19 protein-coding genes are annotated in these 21124 nt (G+C 40.7%); 7 read left to right on the forward strand and 12 right to left on the reverse strand.

Annotated features, from left to right (window positions below; translation table 11 throughout):
• Positions 1–131 precede the first annotated feature (131 nt).
• From astE to seqA, 3 genes are all read right to left on the reverse strand, one after another.
• A complete protein-coding gene (astE, locus tag AN393_RS06720; RefSeq protein WP_055017678.1) occupies positions 132–1184 on the reverse strand; it encodes a succinylglutamate desuccinylase in 1053 nt (350 codons plus the stop codon).
• A 79-nt stretch (positions 1185–1263) separates the two neighbouring features.
• On the reverse strand, positions 1264–2901 hold the full coding sequence (gene pgm, locus AN393_RS06725; protein ID WP_055015975.1) for a phosphoglucomutase (alpha-D-glucose-1,6-bisphosphate-dependent): 1638 nt from the start codon (positions 2899–2901) through the stop codon (positions 1264–1266).
• Positions 2902–2911: 10 nt separating this feature from the next.
• Positions 2912–3487 (reverse strand): replication initiation negative regulator SeqA, encoded by a 576-nt coding sequence (gene seqA, locus AN393_RS06730; protein ID WP_055015976.1) that lies wholly within the window; start codon positions 3485–3487, stop codon positions 2912–2914.
• 352 nt (positions 3488–3839) lie between these two features.
• Here seqA and AN393_RS06735 point away from each other — a divergent pair, with 352 nt between their 5' ends.
• The 5 genes from AN393_RS06735 to fur all read left to right on the forward strand — a co-directional run bounded on the left by AN393_RS06735 (position 3840) and on the right by fur (position 6379).
• Positions 3840–4607, forward strand: a complete 768-nt coding sequence (locus AN393_RS06735; RefSeq protein ID WP_055015977.1) for an alpha/beta fold hydrolase — start codon at positions 3840–3842, stop codon at positions 4605–4607.
• Between the two features lie 95 nt (positions 4608–4702).
• Entirely contained in the window at positions 4703–4924 is a 222-nt protein-coding gene (locus AN393_RS06740) for a DUF2788 domain-containing protein (RefSeq protein WP_004586672.1), read from the forward strand.
• Between the two features lie 2 nt (positions 4925–4926).
• Positions 4927–5205: a LexA regulated protein gene (gene ybfE, locus AN393_RS06745; protein WP_004586673.1), complete on the forward strand. Its 279-nt coding sequence runs from the start codon at positions 4927–4929 to the stop codon at positions 5203–5205.
• Positions 5206–5219: 14 nt separating this feature from the next.
• Complete coding sequence (fldA, locus tag AN393_RS06750; RefSeq protein ID WP_055015978.1) at positions 5220–5747, forward strand: flavodoxin FldA; 528 nt, start codon at positions 5220–5222, stop codon at positions 5745–5747.
• 188 nt (positions 5748–5935) lie between these two features.
• The gene (gene fur / locus AN393_RS06755; protein WP_055017679.1) at positions 5936–6379 is read left to right on the forward strand and encodes a ferric iron uptake transcriptional regulator; all 444 of its coding nucleotides are present in this window, start codon (positions 5936–5938) and stop codon (positions 6377–6379) included.
• A 130-nt stretch (positions 6380–6509) separates the two neighbouring features.
• Here the strand turns inward: fur and glnS are convergent, their stop codons facing one another.
• Positions 6510–8174: a glutamine--tRNA ligase gene (gene glnS, locus AN393_RS06760; protein ID WP_055015980.1), complete on the reverse strand. Its 1665-nt coding sequence runs from the start codon at positions 8172–8174 to the stop codon at positions 6510–6512.
• A 208-nt stretch (positions 8175–8382) separates the two neighbouring features.
• Between glnS and AN393_RS06765 the strand changes: the two genes are divergently transcribed.
• Positions 8383–9453, forward strand: coding sequence for a DUF3083 family protein (locus tag AN393_RS06765; protein WP_055015981.1), 1071 nt, complete (start codon positions 8383–8385; stop codon positions 9451–9453).
• Positions 9454–9516: 63 nt separating this feature from the next.
• On the opposite strand, the gene sucD is transcribed toward AN393_RS06765, so the two are convergent.
• The 8 genes from sucD to sdhC all read right to left on the reverse strand — a co-directional run bounded on the left by sucD (position 9517) and on the right by sdhC (position 19384).
• Complete coding sequence (gene sucD, locus AN393_RS06770) at positions 9517–10389, reverse strand: succinate--CoA ligase subunit alpha (RefSeq protein ID WP_004586678.1); 873 nt, start codon at positions 10387–10389, stop codon at positions 9517–9519.
• Positions 10389–11555: an ADP-forming succinate--CoA ligase subunit beta gene (gene sucC, locus AN393_RS06775; RefSeq protein ID WP_004586679.1), complete on the reverse strand. Its 1167-nt coding sequence runs from the start codon at positions 11553–11555 to the stop codon at positions 10389–10391. Before sucC ends, sucD begins: the two co-directional genes overlap by 1 nt.
• Positions 11556–11732: 177 nt before the next feature.
• A complete protein-coding gene (gene odhB / locus AN393_RS06780; protein WP_055015982.1) occupies positions 11733–13256 on the reverse strand; it encodes a 2-oxoglutarate dehydrogenase complex dihydrolipoyllysine-residue succinyltransferase in 1524 nt (507 codons plus the stop codon).
• Between the two features lie 3 nt (positions 13257–13259).
• Positions 13260–16079 carry a 2-oxoglutarate dehydrogenase E1 component gene (gene sucA / locus AN393_RS06785; RefSeq protein WP_055015983.1) on the reverse strand — a complete coding sequence of 940 codons (2820 nt, stop codon included), beginning with the start codon at positions 16077–16079 and terminating at the stop codon, positions 13260–13262.
• Positions 16080–16168: 89 nt separating this feature from the next.
• On the reverse strand, positions 16169–16885 hold the full coding sequence (locus AN393_RS06790) for a succinate dehydrogenase iron-sulfur subunit (RefSeq protein ID WP_004586682.1): 717 nt from the start codon (positions 16883–16885) through the stop codon (positions 16169–16171).
• Positions 16886–16895: 10 nt separating this feature from the next.
• Complete coding sequence (sdhA, locus tag AN393_RS06795) at positions 16896–18668, reverse strand: succinate dehydrogenase flavoprotein subunit (protein WP_055015984.1); 1773 nt, start codon at positions 18666–18668, stop codon at positions 16896–16898.
• On the reverse strand, positions 18669–19016 hold the full coding sequence (sdhD, locus tag AN393_RS06800) for a succinate dehydrogenase, hydrophobic membrane anchor protein (RefSeq protein ID WP_055015985.1): 348 nt from the start codon (positions 19014–19016) through the stop codon (positions 18669–18671). It lies immediately after the preceding gene.
• On the reverse strand, positions 19007–19384 hold the full coding sequence (gene sdhC, locus AN393_RS06805) for a succinate dehydrogenase, cytochrome b556 subunit (protein WP_082422685.1): 378 nt from the start codon (positions 19382–19384) through the stop codon (positions 19007–19009). The genes sdhD and sdhC overlap by 10 nt, the downstream gene beginning before the upstream one ends.
• 416 nt (positions 19385–19800) lie before the next feature.
• On the opposite strand from sdhC, the gene AN393_RS06810 reads away from it, so the two are divergent.
• Positions 19801–21087 carry a citrate synthase gene (locus tag AN393_RS06810; RefSeq protein ID WP_055015987.1) on the forward strand — a complete coding sequence of 429 codons (1287 nt, stop codon included), beginning with the start codon at positions 19801–19803 and terminating at the stop codon, positions 21085–21087.
• Positions 21088–21124 lie beyond the last annotated feature (37 nt).

A 21124-nucleotide genomic window follows, 5' to 3' on the forward strand; every position in this document is an offset into this window, starting at 1 on the left:
GTTATTCAACACGTGTAAGACGAAACAAAAGTAAAATACGATTAAAAAGCTGGAAAGTTAACTGTACGCATTTATTAAACCAATAAAAACATACAGTTAAACATATAAGAAAAGTGGTCTGATGAGTTTTATTAGACGAAATTACTATCTACTTGCATAGGAGTAACGGTAAGCAATGCCCTTTGCCCGAGCGCAACGTTTGCATTTGGAAAGATAATCGCTTCCCCTTCAACATCGGCATAATAAGGAGTATCGCCGTCTGTTGCTAGCAACTCACCTTTAGCAAACCCAGTGAAATTTTCTGCATCGTCTGAAAAAGGAAAGCTAAAATCTTCCTGGGTTCTATTAATGGTACGATGCACAGCAAACAACTCAAAGTCACTTGCATTAAAATGCGGGTATTGCACCTCTTTTTGACTAATTAATGCAGTTAGTGTTTGCTTGGTTTTTGCAAAGCGAGCCATGTCGTTTTCACCAAACGGTTTAACTTGACCTAATTCAACCGTAAATGAATCTGCGCCGTGCACATACGAAGAATAATAACTAAATGTGGTTGCAGGCGATTTCATCATCAATACGGTATTAACGCCGCAGCTAAGTAAAAATTGTAACTGCGATTTTTTCCATGGTTTACCATGAAGATATGGATACACAGCAAATTTCTCATTTTTTGAGCCACGAATAGCAGTATGCAAATCATAGTGGTATCGTGCACTGCCTTGCTGACCACGTGAAAAGAAGTCAGTTACATATTGTTCTAGTTTTGCCGCACGTTTGCGCTCGTCATTCATTGGCACACCTTCAACAGTGTGGTGCCCGTTAAACAAACGATTTAAGTTTTCTTCTACAAAACGCAGGCCAATATTTATTGATTTTGGATTACCAAAAATAAAGAGCACACGCTGATTTAATTCAAGCTCACCTTTTATTATTGTTTTTATTAAATCGTCACATATTTCTATGGGTGCGGTTTCGTTACCATGTACCGCACTTGACAGTACTATATCTTTTGTCGTTGTAACCTTTGGTTGAAACTCAATAACACCTGTATCGTGAACAGTAACGCCTGTGCCATTCTCTAACGTAAATTCACTTGGCTCTATATGCCATTCATTATTACGACTAAGCGTTAAAAAATCACCGGTATTTTTTAAATCATTTAAATAATCTGGTTTGGCTAACATGATAAGCCCTTTTCTAATGTGAGAGATACAAACAAAAACGGCTGAATAAATCAGCCGTTTTAAACTAGTTTTACTTGTTTTAGCTGATCACAGAATCAACTAATTGTTTAGCTTCTTTTTCCAGTAGCGCCAAGTGTTCTTCACCTTTGAACGACTCAAGGTATATTTTATAAATATCCTCAGTTCCTGAAGGGCGTGCTGCGAACCAGCCATTTTCAGTCACTACTTTTAAGCCGCCGATCGCTGCATCATTACCTGGAGCATGCGTCAGTTTTTGTAAAATAGGTTCGCCAGCCAGCGTATCCGCTTTTACATCACTTGCACTAAGCGCTTTTAAGCGTGACTTTTGTTCACTGCTAGCAGGGGCATCTAAACGCTTGTATAGCGGAGAGCCAAATTCTTGCTCTAACTCTTTATAAAGCGCTGATGGTGTTTTACCCGTCACAGCTAGTATTTCAGCTGCAAGTAAACCCATAATAAAGCCGTCTTTGTCGGTACACCACACGCTACCATCGAAACGCAAAAATGCAGCGCCAGCACTTTCTTCGCCACCAAAAGCAAGTTTGCCTTTATTCAAGCCATCTACAAACCACTTAAAGCCAACCGGTACTTCTTTAACTTTGCGCTCATTGCGAGCAACAACACGGTCAATCATAGAGCTGGAAACCAGCGTTTTACCAATTTCTACACTGCTGTCCCAGTCGCGGTGCTTTAGTAAATAATCAATCGCTACAGCTAAAAAATGATTAGGGTTCATTAATCCATCTGGCGTAACAATACCGTGGCGGTCATAATCTGGGTCATTGCCTATGGCAATATCAAAGTCGTCTTTTAACTTAATTAAATTTGCCATTGAATACGGTGATGAACAATCCATACGGATTTTGCCGTCTTTATCAAGGGGCATAAATGCAAAACGCGGGTCAACACTGTCGTTTACTACGGTTAAATCTAAATTATATTTTTGCGCTATTAGCGGCCAAAAGTTAATACCAGAGCCACCAAGCGGGTCAATACCCACTTTAATATCCGCATCGCTAACAGCTTTCAAATTAACAATATTTTCTAAGTCGTTAATGTATGGCGTCATTAAGTCTTCGTATTTAATAAAGCCAGAGCGAGATGCTTTAGCAAATGGAAATAGCTCAACTTCGACTAAATCTTCTAATAGCAATTGATTTGCTCTATCTTCAATCCATTTAGTTACATCGGTATCAGCTGGGCCGCCGTTTGGTGGATTGTATTTAAAGCCACCGTCTTCAGGCGGGTTATGTGAAGGCGTTACCACAATACCGTCGGCTAATTCGTTAGGGTTTAATTTGTTATGGCAAACAATCGCATGGCTAATAACAGGGGTCGGAGTGTAATCATGATTTTGCTGGGTGATTACTTGCACCTCATTAGCGACTAATACTTCTATGGCAGAGTTAAAAGCAGCTTCACTTAATGCATGTGTATCTTTACCTAAAAAAAGCGGACCAAAAATATCATTTTGCTTTCTGTAGTCACAAATAGCTTGTGTAATGGCTAAAATATGAGATTCGTTAAACTTAACATCGTAAGAGCAACCACGGTGACCCGACGTACCAAAAGCAACACAATGCGCTGGGTTTTGTTCTAAATCTGGCTCATTTAAGTAATAAGCCGATACCAATTTTGGTACGTTAACTAAAGATGATTGTGGCGCAGATTTCCCAGCACCTGAATGAATAGCCATGTTTATTTCCTTACAAGTAATCGCGAATTTCTTCTGCTTGCTCTGCTGAATAACCTAAGCACAGTGCAACCTCGTGTAGCATCATTTTTTTACGTGTTGTATTTGAATTCGTCATAACCCAGTACTCACTGTCAGTAATATTTTTAGGATTCATACTACTGCCACTATTAATTAAGTCTTCTTTGCTGGTGGCAAAGTAAACGCGGTCACGCCCTTTTATATCAAGCACAGCACTAAATTCTTTTTTATGTGTTCTATAAAAAGCACTTAAAATAAATAAAAACCTACCGACAACCCCTTTTTGCATTGCTAGTTCTTCTTTATTTAAGATATTAAATACATTAGCGTTTGTTTGCTTCACGGGTGTGACAACCTCTTGCTCTTGGCTGTCGTCGTTAGCTGGCGTGTCATCAAGTGGGGCTTGAGTCGTTGTTTGGTTGTTTTGATTGTTGTTAGCAACGGTCGTGTTGTCAGTGCCGTTTAGATTTAATAAACGACGTAAAATAGTGGATGCGCTTTCGCCAATACTTTGTGTATTACTAGCAATATACTGATATAACTCGTCGTCTATGTCGATTTGTTTCATGTTGTTCCTGTCATTACGGGCCACATTTTTCTTTCCCCGTGATTATACCCAAACCAAATATAAATGCGAGTTACAACAAGCACTCGCATAAATATATCCGTTAAGCGCGAAAATTAAAGTGTGTTGTTTATTTTTTCATAAACCCAATGTAGTAAATAGTCAGTCACTAAAAATTTAAAGTGTTTACTTTGTTTATTTATAAACCGCTTTGGGCTGATATCTCTAAATAGCAAAAGTGGCGTAAAAATAAACTTTCTGTCGTTTAAAAACGCGTACAGCAAAGTTAGCCGCTATATTTTTTGCTTTTTAAAGCAATGCTCGGCAAACTAAGCCAAAATTTGAGGAGACGGTCATGCTTTTAAACTATAAACAATATGGTGAAGGCCCTGATGTAGTGATTATTCATGGTTTATTTGGGTCTTTAGAAAACCTAAATGTGATTGCAAAACCATTAAGCGAGCACTTTAGGGTAACTAATGTGGACTTACGTAACCATGGCGCGTCACCGCATAGCGAAGAAATGAACTACCCTGCAATGGCGGCGGATATTGTTGAGCTGATGAACGCATTAAATATTAATAATGCGCACCTGATTGGCCACTCAATGGGCGGTAAAGTGGCAATGGAAGTGGCGCTAATGCATAGCCAAAAAGTAAATAAACTGGTGGTACTTGATATAGCCCCTGTGAGTTACCCTGCCCGCCACACACAAATTATTAGCGCACTTAAAGACGTAGCAACCAGTCATATTACTGATAGAAAACAAGCCGATGCAATTATGAGCGAGTACATAAATGAGCTAGGTGTTAGGCAATTTTTGTTAAAAAGCTTGGTTAAAAACGAAGATGGTGAGTACCGCTGGCGTTTTAATTTAGATGTACTTGATAAAAAATATTCGACAATCACTGCCAATGTTAATGAAAATAATTCTTGTTTGTGCGATACTTTATTTATCAAAGGGAATGACTCTGATTATATACTGCCAGAATACCGCGATGAAATAACAAAGCGCTTTAAAAATACTCGAGCAAAAATTATACACGGTGCAGGACATTGGCTTCATGCACAAAAACCTGTTGCGGTTAATAAAGCAATAAATGACTTTTTAACAGGGCTTTAATGCAATTTTAATCATGTGTTTTTGGTTATCCGTACTAAATTAATGCATATTTATATGCTATAGTACGCGCCGTTTAATTTAAAGGTTATACGTTGATGGTCAGTCAGTTTATTAACGAATTTGATACCCTAGGGTTGTACTTTGGCTTAGCCGGTATTTTTGTATTCATCGGCTTGGCAATTAAAGACGTACTTAATAGTGGTAATGTACCTAAGTTTGGTCGCTACATTGTATGGGGCGTCCTCTTTTTAGGTTGTTCTGGCTTTATTGCGAAAGGGCTTATACAAGTTTTTTGGCAAGGTGCAGGTGTAGGTTAGGCATGGCGAAGTCAGAAACAGATAGAACAACTCCCGATTTATTTGAATACGAAAAGCGCCCTGGTAGGCCGAAAACAAACCCTTTACCAAGGGATATGCAGTTAAAGGTTAATAAACGTAATCAAATAAAACGAGATAAAGCACGTGGTTTAAAGCGTGTAGAATTTAAAGTTTCATCACAGTTATATCAGGCACTGAGTGATATGGCGGATGCACAAAATATTAGCCGTAGTGCGCTGATTGAAACAATTTTACAAGAAAGATTGGCTATTGATAGATAAAAGGTTTGAAGTCCATGGCAAGTGTAGGCATTTTTTTCGGAAGTGACACAGGTAATACAGAGCACGTAGCAAAAATGATCCAAAAAGAATTGGGTAAAAAGCTAGTGGCTGTTCACGACATTGCAAAAAGCTCTAAAGAAGAGATTGCAGAGTTCGATTTAATCTTATTTGGTATTCCTACTTGGTACTACGGTGAAGCACAATGTGATTGGGATGATTTTTTCCCTGAACTTGAAGAGATAGACTTTGAAGGTAAGCTAGTGGCTATTTTTGGCTGTGGCGACCAAGAAGACTACGCTGAATACTTCTTAGATGCTATGGGAATGATTAACGATATCGTTACCGAGCGTGGCGCTATTGTTGTTGGACATTGGTCAACTGAAGGATACGATTTCGAAGCATCTAAAGGCATGGCCGATGACACCCATTTTGTAGGTTTAGGCATTGATGAAGACCGCCAACCAGAACTGACAGAGCAACGTGTTAAAGCATGGTGCGCGCAAGTGTATGACGAAATGTGCTTAAGCGAACTAGCAGACTAACCTCCCCCCTTTTTATCGCTAACTGTTTAAATATTTATCAAACAGTTAGCGACTTTAGATTTAATAGCAAAATTGATCAATTGTTCTTTGCACTCAGTGCTTAGGCGCGTTATCCTTGTTATTGCTAATGTGTCGTGTGCATCTGTAAGAGATGTCTAGTATAACCAAACAAATTTGAGACAGATTTAATGACTGATCATAACTTGGAACTTAAAAAAGCCGGTCTAAAAGTAACTTTACCGCGTATTAAAATCTTAGAAATTTTACAATCTCCAGATAACCAACACATCAGCGCTGAAGATGTATACAAAATTCTATTAGATTTAGGTGAAGAAATTGGTCTTGCGACTGTTTACCGCGTACTAAACCAATTTGACGACGCAGGTATTGTAAGCCGTCACCATTTTGAAGGCGGAAAATCAGTATTCGAACTTTCTGGCAGCACTCACCACGACCACCTTGTGTGTTTGAAGTGTGGTAAGGTTGTTGAATTTGAAGATGACTTAATTGAGCGTCGTCAGTTAGAAATAGCCGAAGAAAACGGCATCACGTTGACGAACCACTCTTTATACCTATACGGTGAGTGTCAAGACAAAGTAGCGTGCAAAGCATTTAGCGAGTCAAATAGCTAACAACAACGCTTAATGAATTATAAAAAAACCTGCAATTGCAGGTTTTTTTATGTTCTAAATTAAGCATTTAAACTATGTTAAATACCAATTTGCAATAATGATATATTATGCAAATTGGTATTTTAAAGCGTTACTGCTTCTCGATTTTAGCCCAAGAATCTCTAAGGCCAACCGTTTGGTTGAATACTAAATGTTCTGACTTAGTATCACGTGAGAAATAGCCGGTACGCTCAAACTGAAAACCTTGTGCTGGTTCGGCTTTAGCAAGCGACGCTTCTAGTTTTGCATTTTCAAGTACAACTAACGAATCAGGGTTTAATGTTGATTCGAACTCTTCAGCCGCAGCTGGGTTTGGCACATTAAATAAACGGTCATACAATCTAACTTCTGCATTAACCGATTCAGGCGCTGAAACCCAATGAATAACCCCTTTTACTTTTCGGCCATCACTTGGGTTTTTACCTAAAGTTTCGCTGTCGTAAGTACAGTAAATAGTGGTAATTTCACCACTTTCGTCTTTTTCTACACGCTGAGCTTTAATTACATAAGCACCACGTAAGCGTACTTCTTTATCGAGTACTAAGCGTTTAAATTTATTATTTGCTTCTTCGCGGAAATCTTCACGCTCGATGTAAAGCTCACGAGTAAACGGTACTTCACGACGACCCATTTCTTCTTTATTAGGGTGGTTAGCTACCGACAATGTTTCTACTTTATCAGCGTCAAAGTTTTCTATTACCACTTTAACGGGATCGAGTACTGCCATTGCCCGTGGTGCGTTTTCATTTAAGTCTTCACGGATACATGCTTCAAGCATGCCCATTTCAACCATGTTTTCTTGCTTAGTCACACCTATACGTAAGCAAAACTCACGAATAGAAGCCGGTGTATAACCACGACGACGTAAACCAGCAATCGTTGGCATACGTGGGTCATCCCACCCTTCTACATAGTTATTCACAACTAAATCGTTTAGCTTACGCTTAGACATAATTGTGTATTCAAGATTTAAGCGCGAAAACTCAATTTGTTGTGGGTGGCATTCAAGGCTGATGTTATCAAGTACCCAATCGTATAAACGGCGGTTATCTTGAAACTCAAGCGTACACAATGAATGGGTTATGCCCTCAAGTGCATCAGAAATACAGTGCGTAAAGTCATACATTGGGTATATGCACCACTTGTCACCTGTTTGATGGTGGTGAGCAAAACGAACGCGATAAATAATTGGATCGCGAAGCACCATAAATGAGCTTGCCATATCAATCTTAGCGCGCAGGACACACTCGCCTTCTTTGAATTCACCCGCACGCATTTTTTCAAATAATGCAAGGTTTTCTTCTACTGAAGTGTCTCTGTATGGGCTGTTTTTACCTGGCTCTTTCAACGTACCGCGATACTCACGTGCTTGATCGGCAGTTAAAAAACACACATACGCTAAGCCTTTTTCAATAAGCTCAACTGCATAGCCGTATAGAGTATCAAAATAGTTTGACGAGTATTTTATCTCGCCACTCCAATTAAAGCCTAACCACTGTACGTCTTCTTTGATTGAATTAACGTAGTTAATATCTTCTTTTTCTGGATTTGTATCATCAAAGCGTAGGTTACATAAACCATCGTAATCTTTTGCAATGCCAAAATTCAAACAAATTGATTTTGCATGGCCAATATGTAAAAAGCCATTTGGTTCAGGTGGAAAACGTGTATGCGTAGTTGCATGTTTGCCACTTGCTAAATCTTCATCAATTCGAGTTCTTATAAAGTTACTTGGGCGATTCTCAATTTCCGCCATAGGAGTGCGATCCTCTGAATATTCGTGATAACAAAACTAATGCATTATTACAAAAACAAACACTAACATACAGCACTAGATGCGCCTTTATTCTAGTTATTATGGCAATGCTGCATTAGTTTATTACTTAAATTTGTTTTAGCGCAATATTTGAGTCATGAAAGCCATTTATAGTACCTAAACTTAAGCACCATAAAAGGATTCTAAAATGGCCAGTTCTACACAACACAGAGTTTATATTCCAACAAATGCGCGCGCTAATCACTATTTACTCGCTGAAATTACCCCCTCTGATGACTTTTATACTAGCTTTACAAACATTGATAGTTGCTATAACCGTATTGCTAAACAACTATTCGCAAGTTGTGATGAATACGAGCTGCATAATGTACACCTACTCGCTAACGACAAATTACCCGTTGTGAGATTTCATGATGAGTCGTATCAATTAGAAACAGCAAAGCAAATGTTGTTTTTTTACAACCCGCGTTACCACGAAGCGCATAAACTACACTACACCCCTACTTGTAAAAGTAAAAAAATTCGCTTGTTATTTTTAGCAACTGGTGATGATTTACGTGCAAGCTCGGCACAGTTTCACAGCAAAGTGCAAAAAGTGTTAGATAATTTACAATCCCAATTATTTATTGAACAACCTCAGTTTAAACTTCGCGATCATCAACATTTAACCTATGACTTGTTTGCTAAGAACAAAGGCTGCAACCAAAGTTACGGCTACAAGCTAAGAAGCCTGTATCCTCGCTATTTAGCTCGCCAATGTAAAATACCCGCAGAGCATGCAGAAATGACCTATGCAACATTTTCTGTACAGGTTTCTCGGGGCATTAAAACGCAGTTTCAAAGCTTAATAAATAAAAATAACTACACTGATTTTTACAATTACTTTGCCACATCTTTTAAAGACTGCTGTGAGCGATACGCTTTAACTCACGGTGCTATGGTTGCCAATGGTGCAAGGCCAATAGTGCGAAATAGCCAAATAGATAAAAATGATGGGAATGCAGAATTACAAAAAATAAGTTTTGATGTAAATGGTACAGCCACGCAAATACATATTTTTTTCAATGCTGAAAAGTTAGTCGAGTCTCTACATTTTGTGATTGTTGCCACTCATAAAGATAAACATGAAATGGGATATGGCCGCTTTATGAATCAAGTAGAGAAAACAATACACGCTATGTGCTCAGAATTGGCAATAAATAAAGAACGGCAAGATTTATCAGTAAGATTTTTTCAACACATTAGTTACCCGTACTAATTTTTAAACTAATAACAAAAAGGCTCGCATTCGCGAGCCTTTTTTAAAGATTAAGCAAACTGATTACCAGCCTGTTTTCTCTTTAAGTGCTTTACCAATATCAGCAAGTGAACGTACAGTTTGTACGCCAGCAGCTTCTAGTGCAGCAAATTTTTCATCAGCAGTACCTTTACCGCCTGCGATGATTGCGCCAGCGTGACCCATACGCTTACCTTCAGGTGCAGTTACACCCGCAATGTAAGAAACAACAGGCTTAGTTACGTTAGCTTTAATGTACTCTGCAGCTTCTTCTTCTGCAGTACCACCGATTTCACCAATCATTACGATTGCTTCAGTTTGTGGATCTTTTTCGAACATTTCTAGCACGTCGATAAAGTTAGTACCTGGGATTGGGTCACCACCAATACCAACACACGTAGACTGACCAAAACCAGCGTCTGTAGTTTGTTTAACTGCTTCGTACGTTAAAGTACCAGAGCGAGAAACAATACCTACTTTACCAGGTTTGTGGATGTGACCAGGCATGATACCAATTTTAGTCTCGCCCGGAGTGATAACTCCTGGACAGTTAGGACCGATCATACGAACACCCGAGTTATCAAGCTTAACTTTAACGTCAACCATGTCGAGTGTTGGGATACCTTCAGTGATACAAACAATTAGCTCGATGCCCGCATCGATAGCTTCTAAGATTGCATCTTTACAGAACGGTGCTGGTACGTAGATCACTGACGCTGTTGCGCCTGTTTCTTTAACTGCATCGCGTACTGTGTTGAATACTGGAAGACCAAGGTGCGTTTGACCGCCTTTACCTGGGCTTACACCACCAACCATTTGTGTACCGTACTCAAGCGCTTGCTCAGAGTGGAAAGTACCTTGTCCACCAGTGAAACCTTGACAGATAACTTTTGTATCTTTATTGATTAATACAGACATTATTTGCCCTCCGCAGCAGCTACAACTTTCTCAGCAGCGTCTGTTAGTGATTCAGCAGCGATGATATCAAGGCCTGAGTTCTTAAGAACGTCACGACCTAGTTCAGCGTTAGTACCTTCTAAACGTACAACTACAGGCACGTTTACACCTACTTCTTTAACTGCGCCAATGATACCTTCAGCAATCATGTCACAACGTACGATACCACCAAAGATGTTAACTAAAACAGCTTTTACGTTATCGTCAGAAAGGATGATTTTGAATGCTTCAGAAACACGCTCTTTAGTTGCGCCGCCACCAACATCTAGGAAGTTAGCTGGCTTGCCGCCGTGTAGGTTTACGATGTCCATAGTACCCATCGCTAGGCCAGCACCGTTAACCATACAACCTACGTTACCGTCTAGTGCTACGTAGTTAAGCTCGAAGCTTGCTGCGTGTGCTTCACGAGCATCTTCTTGAGATGGATCGTGCATTTCACGGATTTTTGGTTGACGGTAAAGTGCATTTCCATCGATACCGATTTTGCCGTCAAGACAGTGAAGGTTACCTTCGTCTGTGATTACTAACGGGTTGATTTCAAGAAGTGCGAAATCAAAATCATTGAACATGTTGCCAAGACCCATAAAGATCTTAACGAACTGCTTCATTTGTGTAGGGTTAAGACCCAGTTTAAAACCTAACTCACGTGCTTGGTAAGCTTGAGGACCCACTAATGGATCGATCTCTGCTTTGTGGATAAGCTCTGGAGTTTCTTCAGCAACCGTTTCAATTTCAACACCGCCTTCAGTAGACGCCATGAAAACAACTTTGCGAGAAGCACGGTCAACAACTGCACCTAAGTACAATTCGTTAGCGATATCTGTACAGCTTTCTACTAAAATTTTAGCAACAGGCTGACCATTTTCGTCTGTTTGGTAAGTAACTAAGTTTTTACCTAACCAGTTAGCAGCGAATTCTTTTACTTCTTCGATTGTTTTAACTAGCTTAACACCGCCAGCTTTACCACGGCCACCTGCGTGAACCTGAGTTTTAACAACCCACATATCACCGCCAATTTTTTCGGCAGCTGCTGCAGCTTCTTCAGGTGTATCGCAAGCGAAACCCTGAGAAACTGGTAAACCATATTCGGCAAAAAGTTGTTTTGCCTGATACTCATGCAAATTCATGATGCTTTATCCAATTTTTTATACTAAAAGAGCTGAATATTTATGCAAATAAACAGCTATCCCAAATTGCGCACCTAGTATAGATCCCAAGGCTTAACATGAAAACCCCAGTAAGACCAAAGGCGCAAAAAAAAAGCTGTGAATTGTCATTCACAGCTTATATTTCATACTACTCGATTAAACATCCAGTAATAAGCGAGTTGGATCTTCAAGTAACTCTTTAATAGTCACTAGGAAACCAACTGATTCTTTACCATCGATTTGGCGGTGATCGTAAGATAGTGCCAAATACATCATTGGAAGAATTTCAACTTTACCATTTACAGCCATAGGACGCTCTTGGATTTTGTGCATACCCAAAATTGATGACTGTGGTAAGTTGATAATAGGCGTAGAAAGTAACGAGCCAAATACACCACCGTTAGTAATGGTAAAGTTACCACCTGTCATATCGTCAAGTGTTAGTTTACCGTCACGGCCTTTAAGGGCTAATTCACGAATACCTTTTTCGATTTCTGCAACAGACAGCTTGTCACAATCTTTAAGTACTGGTGTAACCAAACCACGTGGCGTAGATACAGCGATGCTGATATCAAAGTAATTGTGATAAACAATATCATCGCCATCAATTGATGCATTTACTTCAGGGAAGCGTTTAAGTGCTTCAGTTACTGCTTTCACATAGAAAGACATAAAGCCTAAACGAATACCGTGACGCTTTTCAAATACTTCTTGGTACTGCTTACGAAGGTCCATAATAGGTTTCATGTTTACTTCGTTAAACGTAGTTAACATTGCTGTTGAGTTTTTCGCTTCTAATAAACGATTAGCAATGGTTTTACGTAAGCGCGTCATTGGTACACGTTTTTGTGTACGGTCACCCATAGGTGCAGCTGGTGCTGAAGTATCTTCTTTCTTAGCCGCTGGAGCAGGCGCTTTTAAGAAAGTATCAACGTCTTCTTTCGTTACGCGGCCATTTTTACCTGTGCCTTTAATTTTAGACGCATCAAGACCTTTTTCAGCAATTAAACGACGTACAGAAGGCGTTAACACATCTGAGCTATCGTTAGACTCACTTGCAGCCGGCGCTTCTTCTGCTTTAGCTGCAGGTGCAGCTGGAGCACCGCCCGCTTTAACGTTACCAATAACTTGTTCACCAAGTACAGTATCGCCTTCTGCGTTTAGTTGCTCGCCCATGATACCGTCTTCTTGAGCTACTACTTCAAGAACAACTTTATCAGTTTCAATATCTACCAAGTTTTGGTCGCGAGTTACCGCTTCACCTGGTTGTACATGCCATGTAGCAATTGTTGCGTCTGCAACTGATTCTGGAAGTACAGGTACTTTAATGTCCACTTCTTTACCTTCTGATGCTGGAGCTGATTGCGCCGCAGGCGCGTCTTCTGATTTTTCAGGTGCGGCTTCTTCTTTTGCCGGAGCACTGTCACTTGCTGGTGCTGCATCAGCATCACCAAGTAAACCGATAACTTGGTCACCAAGTACCGTTGCACCTTCTTCTTGTGATATTTCAGTAATTACACCATCGTTTTGTGCAACCACTTCTAAAACCACTTTATCTGTTTCAATGTCTACTAAGTTTTGGTCACGGCTTACTTTGTCGCCTACACTTACATGCCATGTAGCAACGGTAGCATCTGCAACCGACTCAGGAAGAACAGGAACTTTAATTTCTGTGCTCATTGCTTATCCTTTCTTTTGTATAGTAAGCGCGTCTGCAACGAGCGCTTGTTGTTCTTTAGTATGTACTGACATGTAACCACACGCTGGAGATGCTGATGCCTTACGTCCCGCGTAAGTTAATTTAGCACCTTGTGGGATTGCATCAATAAAGTGATGTTGCGAACAGTACCAAGCACCTTGGTTTTGTGGCTCTTCTTGACACCAAACAAAATCAGTAACGTGCTGGTAACGCTCCATAATCGTGTCCATTTCTGCATGTGGGAACGGGTAAAGTTGCTCCACACGTACAATAGCAATGTTGTCTTGCTCAAGCTTACGACGCTCTTGTAATAGTTCGTAATAAACCTTACCACTACAAAATACCACGCGCTCTACTTTCTCAGGATTAATATCATCGATTTCGTCGATCATATTATGGAATACACCCTGTGAAAGTTCTTCAAGCGAAGATACCGCAAGTGGATGACGAAGTAATGATTTTGGTGTCATTACAATCAGTGGTCGACGAAGTGGTCTTACAGATTGACGACGAAGCATAGCGTAAACTTGTGCAGGTGTTGAAGGAACACACACTTGCATGTTGTGATCAGCACATAGTTGTAAAAAACGCTCTAAACGTGCAGAGCTATGCTCTGGACCTTGTCCCTCGTAGCCATGCGGCAGTAAACACGTTAGGCCACATAAACGCCCCCACTTTTGTTCGCCAGAACTTAAGAATTGGTCAAATACTACCTGTGCACCATTAGCAAAGTCACCAAATTGGGCTTCCCAAAGTACTAATGAAGTAGGTTCAGCTGTTGCATAACCATACTCAAAAGCAAGCACGGCTTCTTCAGATAATACTGAATCGTATACTTCAAACGTACCTTGTTCTTCACTTAAGTGCTGAAGAGGTAAGTACGTTGAACCATCTGATTGACTATGAACTACAGCATGGCGGTGGAAGAAAGTTCCACGGCCTGAATCTTGACCCGTTAGACGAATATCAGTGCCTTCAGAGGCAATTGTTGCATATGCAAGTGTTTCTGCCATACCCCAATCTAGTGGTTTTTCGCCACTGGCCATAAGCTTACGGTCATCGTAAATCTTTTTAACACGAGACTGTGCTTTATATTCTTCAGGGAACTGCGCAACTTGTTCGCCAAGTGCTTTTAGCTTGTCTACCGGTACGCTTGCGTCGTAGTCAACATTCCACTCGTGTCCTACATACTTAGCCCAATCAGATGAGTGTGAAGTCTCTGGCTGGATTTCTTCAACAACACAGTTACCTTCATCTAAGCCGTTACGATATTCATCGGCTAAAGCTTTCACCTCATTCTCTGTGAATGAACCTTCAGAAATAAGTTGATCAGCGTAGATAAGGCGAGGTACCGCATGTTTTTTAATTTTTTGATACATAAGAGGCTGTGTAGCATTAGGCTCATCAGCTTCGTTATGGCCGTGGCGGCGGTAACATACTAAATCGATTACTACGTCACGTTTAAACTGATTTCTGAAATCAAGTGCAAGTTGAGTAACAAATGCAACGGCTTCAGGATCATCAGAATTAACGTGGAAGATTGGCGACTGAACCATTTTTGCAATGTCAGTACAATAATCAGTAGAACGTACGTCATCTTGTTTTGAGGTTGTAAAACCAACTTGGTTATTTACAACTATACGGATACTACCACCACATGAGAAGGCGTTTGTTTGTGACAAGTTAAATGTTTCTTGTACAACACCTTGGCCTGTAATTGCCGAGTCACCGTGGATGGTAATTGGTAATGCTTTACTACCTGAGCTGTCACCTAAGCGGTCTAAACGAGCTCTTACAGAACCCATAACCACAGGATTAACAATTTCTAGGTGAGATGGGTTGAACGCAAGCGCCATGTGAACATTGCCACCTTTGGTCGCAAAGTCAGAAGAATAACCCATATGGTATTTAACATCACCCGAGCCTAACGTATCGTTGTGTTTGCCAGCAAACTCATCAAACAACTCAGATGGGTTTTTACCTAACACGTTAACTAGTACGTTTAGACGCCCGCGGTGAGCCATACCAATAACAGCTTCTTTTTGCCCGCTTTCGCCAGCACGGTGAATAAGTTCTTTAAGCATAGGAACTAACGCATCACCACCTTCAAGTGAGAAACGTTTAGCACCAGGGAACTTTGCACCTAAATATTTTTCAAGACCATCTGCTGCGGTTAATCCTTTAAGGATACGCAATTTTTCTTCTTTAGAAAAAGTAGGTCGTGATTGAACAGACTCTAAACGCTGTTGTAACCAACGCTTTTCTTCTGTTGATGTGATGTGCATATACTCAGCACCGATAGAACCACAATAAGTAGTTTTTAGTGCTTGGTATAGTTCACCTAAAGGCATAGTATCGCGGCCTACGGCAAACGATCCTACATTAAATTCGCGGTCAAAATCAGCTTTAGATAAGTCGTGGTACTCTAGCTCTAAATCTCGAACACGCTCTCGTTGCCAAATGCCTAGCGGATCTAGGTTAGCATTTTGGTGTCCTCGAAAGCGGAAAGCATTAATAAGTTGTAGTACTTTGACCTGTTTAAGATCACCGCCACTACCCTCAGCTACCACTACCTCTCTATGCTTGTTTTTAGCAAGCGCCGCAAACTGTGAACGAACTTCTGAATGCTTTACTTCAACATCCACACCATCTACTTTTGGTAATTGTTCGAACACTTCTCGCCATTCTTCTGGCACAGAAGTCGCATCATCTAAATACGCTTCATAAAGCTCTTCTACATAAGCAACGTTGCCGCCGTTTAAATGTGAAGATTCTAGCCATGCCTTCATCACACCTTCGTGCATTTATAAGCCCTTTTCTTTAGCGCAGAAATTAATAGTTGTTATAACAAGATGGCTAATAAAAATATTAGCCATCTTACGTTACTAAGTGATTAAACCGCGCGGTTTAATAACATAGATTTGATTTGTCCAATTGCTTTGGTCGGGTTAAGACCCTTAGGACAAACGCTAACACAGTTCATGATACTGTGGCAACGGAACACACTGAACGCATCGTCTAAGTCTGCTAAACGCTCTTCAGTTGCCGTATCGCGGCTATCAGCCAAGAAACGGTAAGCATGAAGAAGGCCTGCTGGACCAATGAACTTGTCTGGATTCCACCAGAACGAAGGACACGATGTAGAACAACATGCACATAAAATACACTCGTAAAGCCCATCTAATTTATCACGTTCTTCAATAGATTGAAGACGTTCACCAGCCGCTGGCTGATCGTTAATTAGGTATGGTTTAACTTTTTCGTACTGAGTGTAGAACTGACTCATGTCAATAACAAGGTCACGTACCACAGGTAAGCCAGGTAAAGGACGAATTACAATAGTACCTTTGCCACCTTTTTGCAGCGTAGATAATGGTGTAATACATGCTAAACCATTTTTACCATTCATGTTAACACCATCAGAACCACACACGCCTTCACGACATGAGCGACGGAATGATAAAGTAGGATCTTGCTCTTTTAATAATAAAAGTGCGTCCAATACCATCATGTCCTGACCTTCCTCTGTTTGCAAAGTGTATTCTTGCATTCGAGGTGCGTTATCAACGTCCGGATTGTAACGATAAACTGAAAATTGTACTTGTGCCATCGTCTCGCTCCTAGTAGGTACGTGCTTTAGGTGGGAACGCTTCACGCGTCTTAGGCGCGTAGTTTACTTCACGCTTGCTCATTTCATCCGTAACAGGATTGAATACTGAGTGACATAACCAGTTTTCGTCATCACGATCTGGGTAGTCAAAGCGAGAGTGTGCACCACGGCTTTCAGTACGGAAGTTTGCAGCAACTGCAGTTGAGTATGCTGTTTCCATAAGGTTATCTAGTTCAAGACATTCGATACGCTGCGTATTAAAGTCAGATGATTTATCATCAAGACGCGCATGTTGTAGACGTTCACGAATCTCTTTAAGCTCTTTAAGGCCTGTCGCCATAGAGTCACCTTCACGGAATACCGAGAAGTTAAGCTGCATACATTGTTGTAAGTCTTTTTTGATTTGTACTGGGTCTTCACCTTGACCAGCCGTTGAATTTTCCCAACGATTAAAGCGAGCAAGCGAAGCATCTATGTCAGATGCAGAAGGCGCTTTAGTAATTTCAACTTCGTTTAGGTATTTACCTAAGAAGTTACCAGCAGCACGACCAAATACAACTAAATCAAGTAATGAGTTACCACCTAGGCGGTTTGCACCATGAACAGATACACAGGCAATCTCACCAACTGCAAACAAGCCTTCTACTACTTTTTCGTTACCATTGGCATCGATTTGTAGCGCTTGACCATTTACGTTAGTTGGAACACCACCCATCATGTAATGACACGTAGGTATTACCGGAATTGGCTCTTTAGCAGGGTCAACGTGAGCGAATGTTTTAGCAAGATCACAAACACCTGGTAGGCGTAGATTAAGTGTCTCTTCACCTAAGTGGTCAAGTTTCAACTTAATATGTGGACCCCATGGACCATCACAACCACGACCTTCACGGATTTCAGTCATCATTGAACGTGCAACTACATCACGAGACGCTAAGTCTTTTGCGTTTGGTGCATAACGTTCCATGAAGCGTTCGCCATCTTTATTTAAAAGATAACCCCCTTCACCACGACAACCTTCTGTTACAAGTGTACCAGCACCTGCTATACCCGTTGGGTGGAATTGCCACATTTCCATATCTTGCATAGCAACGCCAGCGCGGGCTGCCATACCAACACCATCACCCGTATTAATGTGGGCATTCGTTGTCGATGCGAAAATACGACCAGCACCGCCGGTTGCAAGCACAACAGCTTTTGATTTGAAGAAAGTGATTTCACCTGTTTCAATCTCAATTGCTGTACAACCTACTACATCACCGTTATCGTTTTTAACTAAATCAAGTGCATACCATTCAGAGAATACATTGGTTTGGTTTTTTACGTTTTGTTGGTATAGAAGGTGTAATAAAGCATGACCAGTACGGTCAGCTGCTGCTGCAGTACGTGCAGCTTGTTCACCACCAAAGTTTTTCGATTGACCACCGAAAGGACGTTGGTAAACACGGCCATTTTCAAAACGCGAAAATGGTAAACCCATGTTTTCTAATTCAGTAATAGCTTCTGGGCCAGTTTGACACATGTATTCGATAGCGTCTTGGTCGCCGATAAAATCGGAACCTTTAACGGTATCGTACATATGCCATTCCCAGTTATCTTCGTGCGAATTACCTAGCGCTACTGTAATACCACCCTGTGCAGATACAGTGTGAGAGCGTGTTGGGAATACTTTAGATATTAACGCACACGTTTTGCCTGATTCTGTAATGGCAAGAGCGGCGCGCATACCTGCACCACCTGCACCAATTACAACGGCGTCAAATTCACGAACAGAATATTTCACTTAAACACCCCATAAAACGATTAGACCAATAGCTACGTAAGCAACGGCCATCAGGTTTAATACAAAGCCTAAAACAGCGCGTAGTTTAGCGTTTTTAACGTAATCCGTTAAAACTTGCCAAAGGCCAATGCGGGTATGAACCATCATGCATACTAGGGTAATTAGCGTAAACCCCTTCATAGCAAGATTAGAGAATAGGCCTGTCCAGGCTTCGAAAGTGACTTCAGGCATTGCTAAAAAATAGCCGATAATAAAAATCGCATATGCGGTAATTACTAGAGCCGTGGTACGTAAAGATACGAAATCTTGTACACCATCACGTTTAAGAGTTGCTTGATTTAAGACCATATCCACACCCCTGCCAGTACGGCAAATACAACGCCAAGTGCCATTGCAACTTTAGCGCTCAGGTTACCCGATTCAAGTTCTTCCCAGTGGCCCATATCCATAATGATGTGACGGATACCACCAATAAGGTGATAACCCAATACAGAAAGTGTGCCCCAAGCTATGAATTTGGCAATGAATCCGCTAAACAGACCCTTGACGGATTCAAAACCTTCAGCTGAAGAAAGAGACTCAGACCAAGCCCAAATGACAAACGTTAAAGCAAAAAATAATGCAACACCGGTGACGCGGTGAAAAATTGATGCTTTAGCCGTTGCCGGCATAGATATAGTTGTTAGATCTAGATTTACAGGTCTTTGCTTTTTCACAGTTACTTGCCCATCTTGCTCACATTGGAGCTCATCTACTTGTTTTTCTAAAACCCACCAAAATTTCTGGTGGAACTATCAAAGTAAACGTGTCAATACAGCAAAAGTTCACAAATCTGCAAAAATTACGCTGTAAAAATATGTTTACCTAAATACAAAGCGGTTTAAAACCTCCGATAGTATATATACCCAAAGGTTGTTTTACAATTCTTGTTTAGTTAGAGACGTTTGCGAATTAGCCGATAGTATAATATTTAATTGATGGCGAATATTTATTATACATATGTGCATAATGTTTATAAAAATTGACTTTAACCCCCTCTTTCACGTTAAAATGCGAAGATGTGCTTAAAACAAGATTTCAGAACTTTAAAAATCTAAAAATCAGAATAGATATCTTAATAGGAGATACATAGATGGCAGATAAAAAAGCCACAGTCCATATTGATGGACTAGATCCAATCGAACTTCCAATTTATCAAGGCACTGCTGGCCAAGATGTAATCGACGTACGTACGCTCGGTTCACATGGTCACTTTACTTATGACCCAGGTTTCATGTCGACTGGCTCTTGTGAATCTGCAATCACCTACATTGATGGTGGTAAAGGCGTATTATTACACCGTGGTTACCCAATTGAGCAATTAGCTGAAGACTCTAACTACATCGAGCTTTGTTACTTACTATTAAACGGTGAGTTACCAACTCAGGCGCAATACGATGCATTTGCAAAAGAAATCACGCATAACACTATGCTTGATGAAAAAATTGCTAACTTTTTCCAAGGTTTCCGCTTCGATGCTCACCCAATGGCCATGCTATGTGGTGTAGTAGGAGCATTATCTTCTTTTTACCACGAAGATCTTGATATTACTGATGCAAGCCAACGTAAAACAAGCGCGATTAAACTTGTTGCTAAATTACCAACTATTGCAGCTATGGCGTACAAAACAAACATTGGTCAACCGTTTGTTTACCCACGTAACGACTTAAGCTATGCAGAAAACTTCTTACACATGATGTTCTCTGTACCGGCTGAAGAATACAAAGTTAACCCTGTTACAGCCAAAGCAATGGATAAAATCTTCATGCTTCATGCTGATCACGAGCAAAACGCTTCAACGTCAACAGTACGTTTAGCGGGTTCTTCAGGCGCTAACCCATATGCTTGTATTGCTGCTGGTATCGCGTCTCTTTGGGGTCCTGCTCACGGCGGTGCTAACGAAGCATGTTTAAACATGTTAGAAGAAATTGGCTCTGTTGATCGTATTGATGAGTACGTTGCAAAAGCAAAAGATAAGTCTGACCCGTTCCGTCTTATGGGCTTTGGCCACCGTGTTTACAAAAACTTCGACCCACGCGCTACGGTAATGCGTCAAACATGTCATGAAGTTTTAGCAGAGCTTAACATTCAAGATCCACTTCTTGATATCGCTATGAAGCTTGAACAAATTGCCCTTGAAGACCCATACTTTGTAGAGAAGAAACTTTACCCTAACGTTGACTTCTACTCAGGTATTATCTTAAAAGCGATTGGTATTCCAACAAGCATGTTCACTGTAATTTTTGCTATGGCACGTACAGTTGGTTGGATCACTCACTGGGATGAGATGCTATCTCAACCTGGCCATAAGATCAGCCGCCCTCGTCAAATGTATACTGGTTACACGCAACGTGACTTCGTATCAACTGACAAGCGCTAAACTTAGTTAGTTAAAAAAGGCCGCTTTTGCGGCCTTT

This window comes from Pseudoalteromonas sp. P1-25 (assembly GCF_001401805.1).
GTDB lineage: Bacteria > Pseudomonadota > Gammaproteobacteria > Enterobacterales > Alteromonadaceae > Pseudoalteromonas.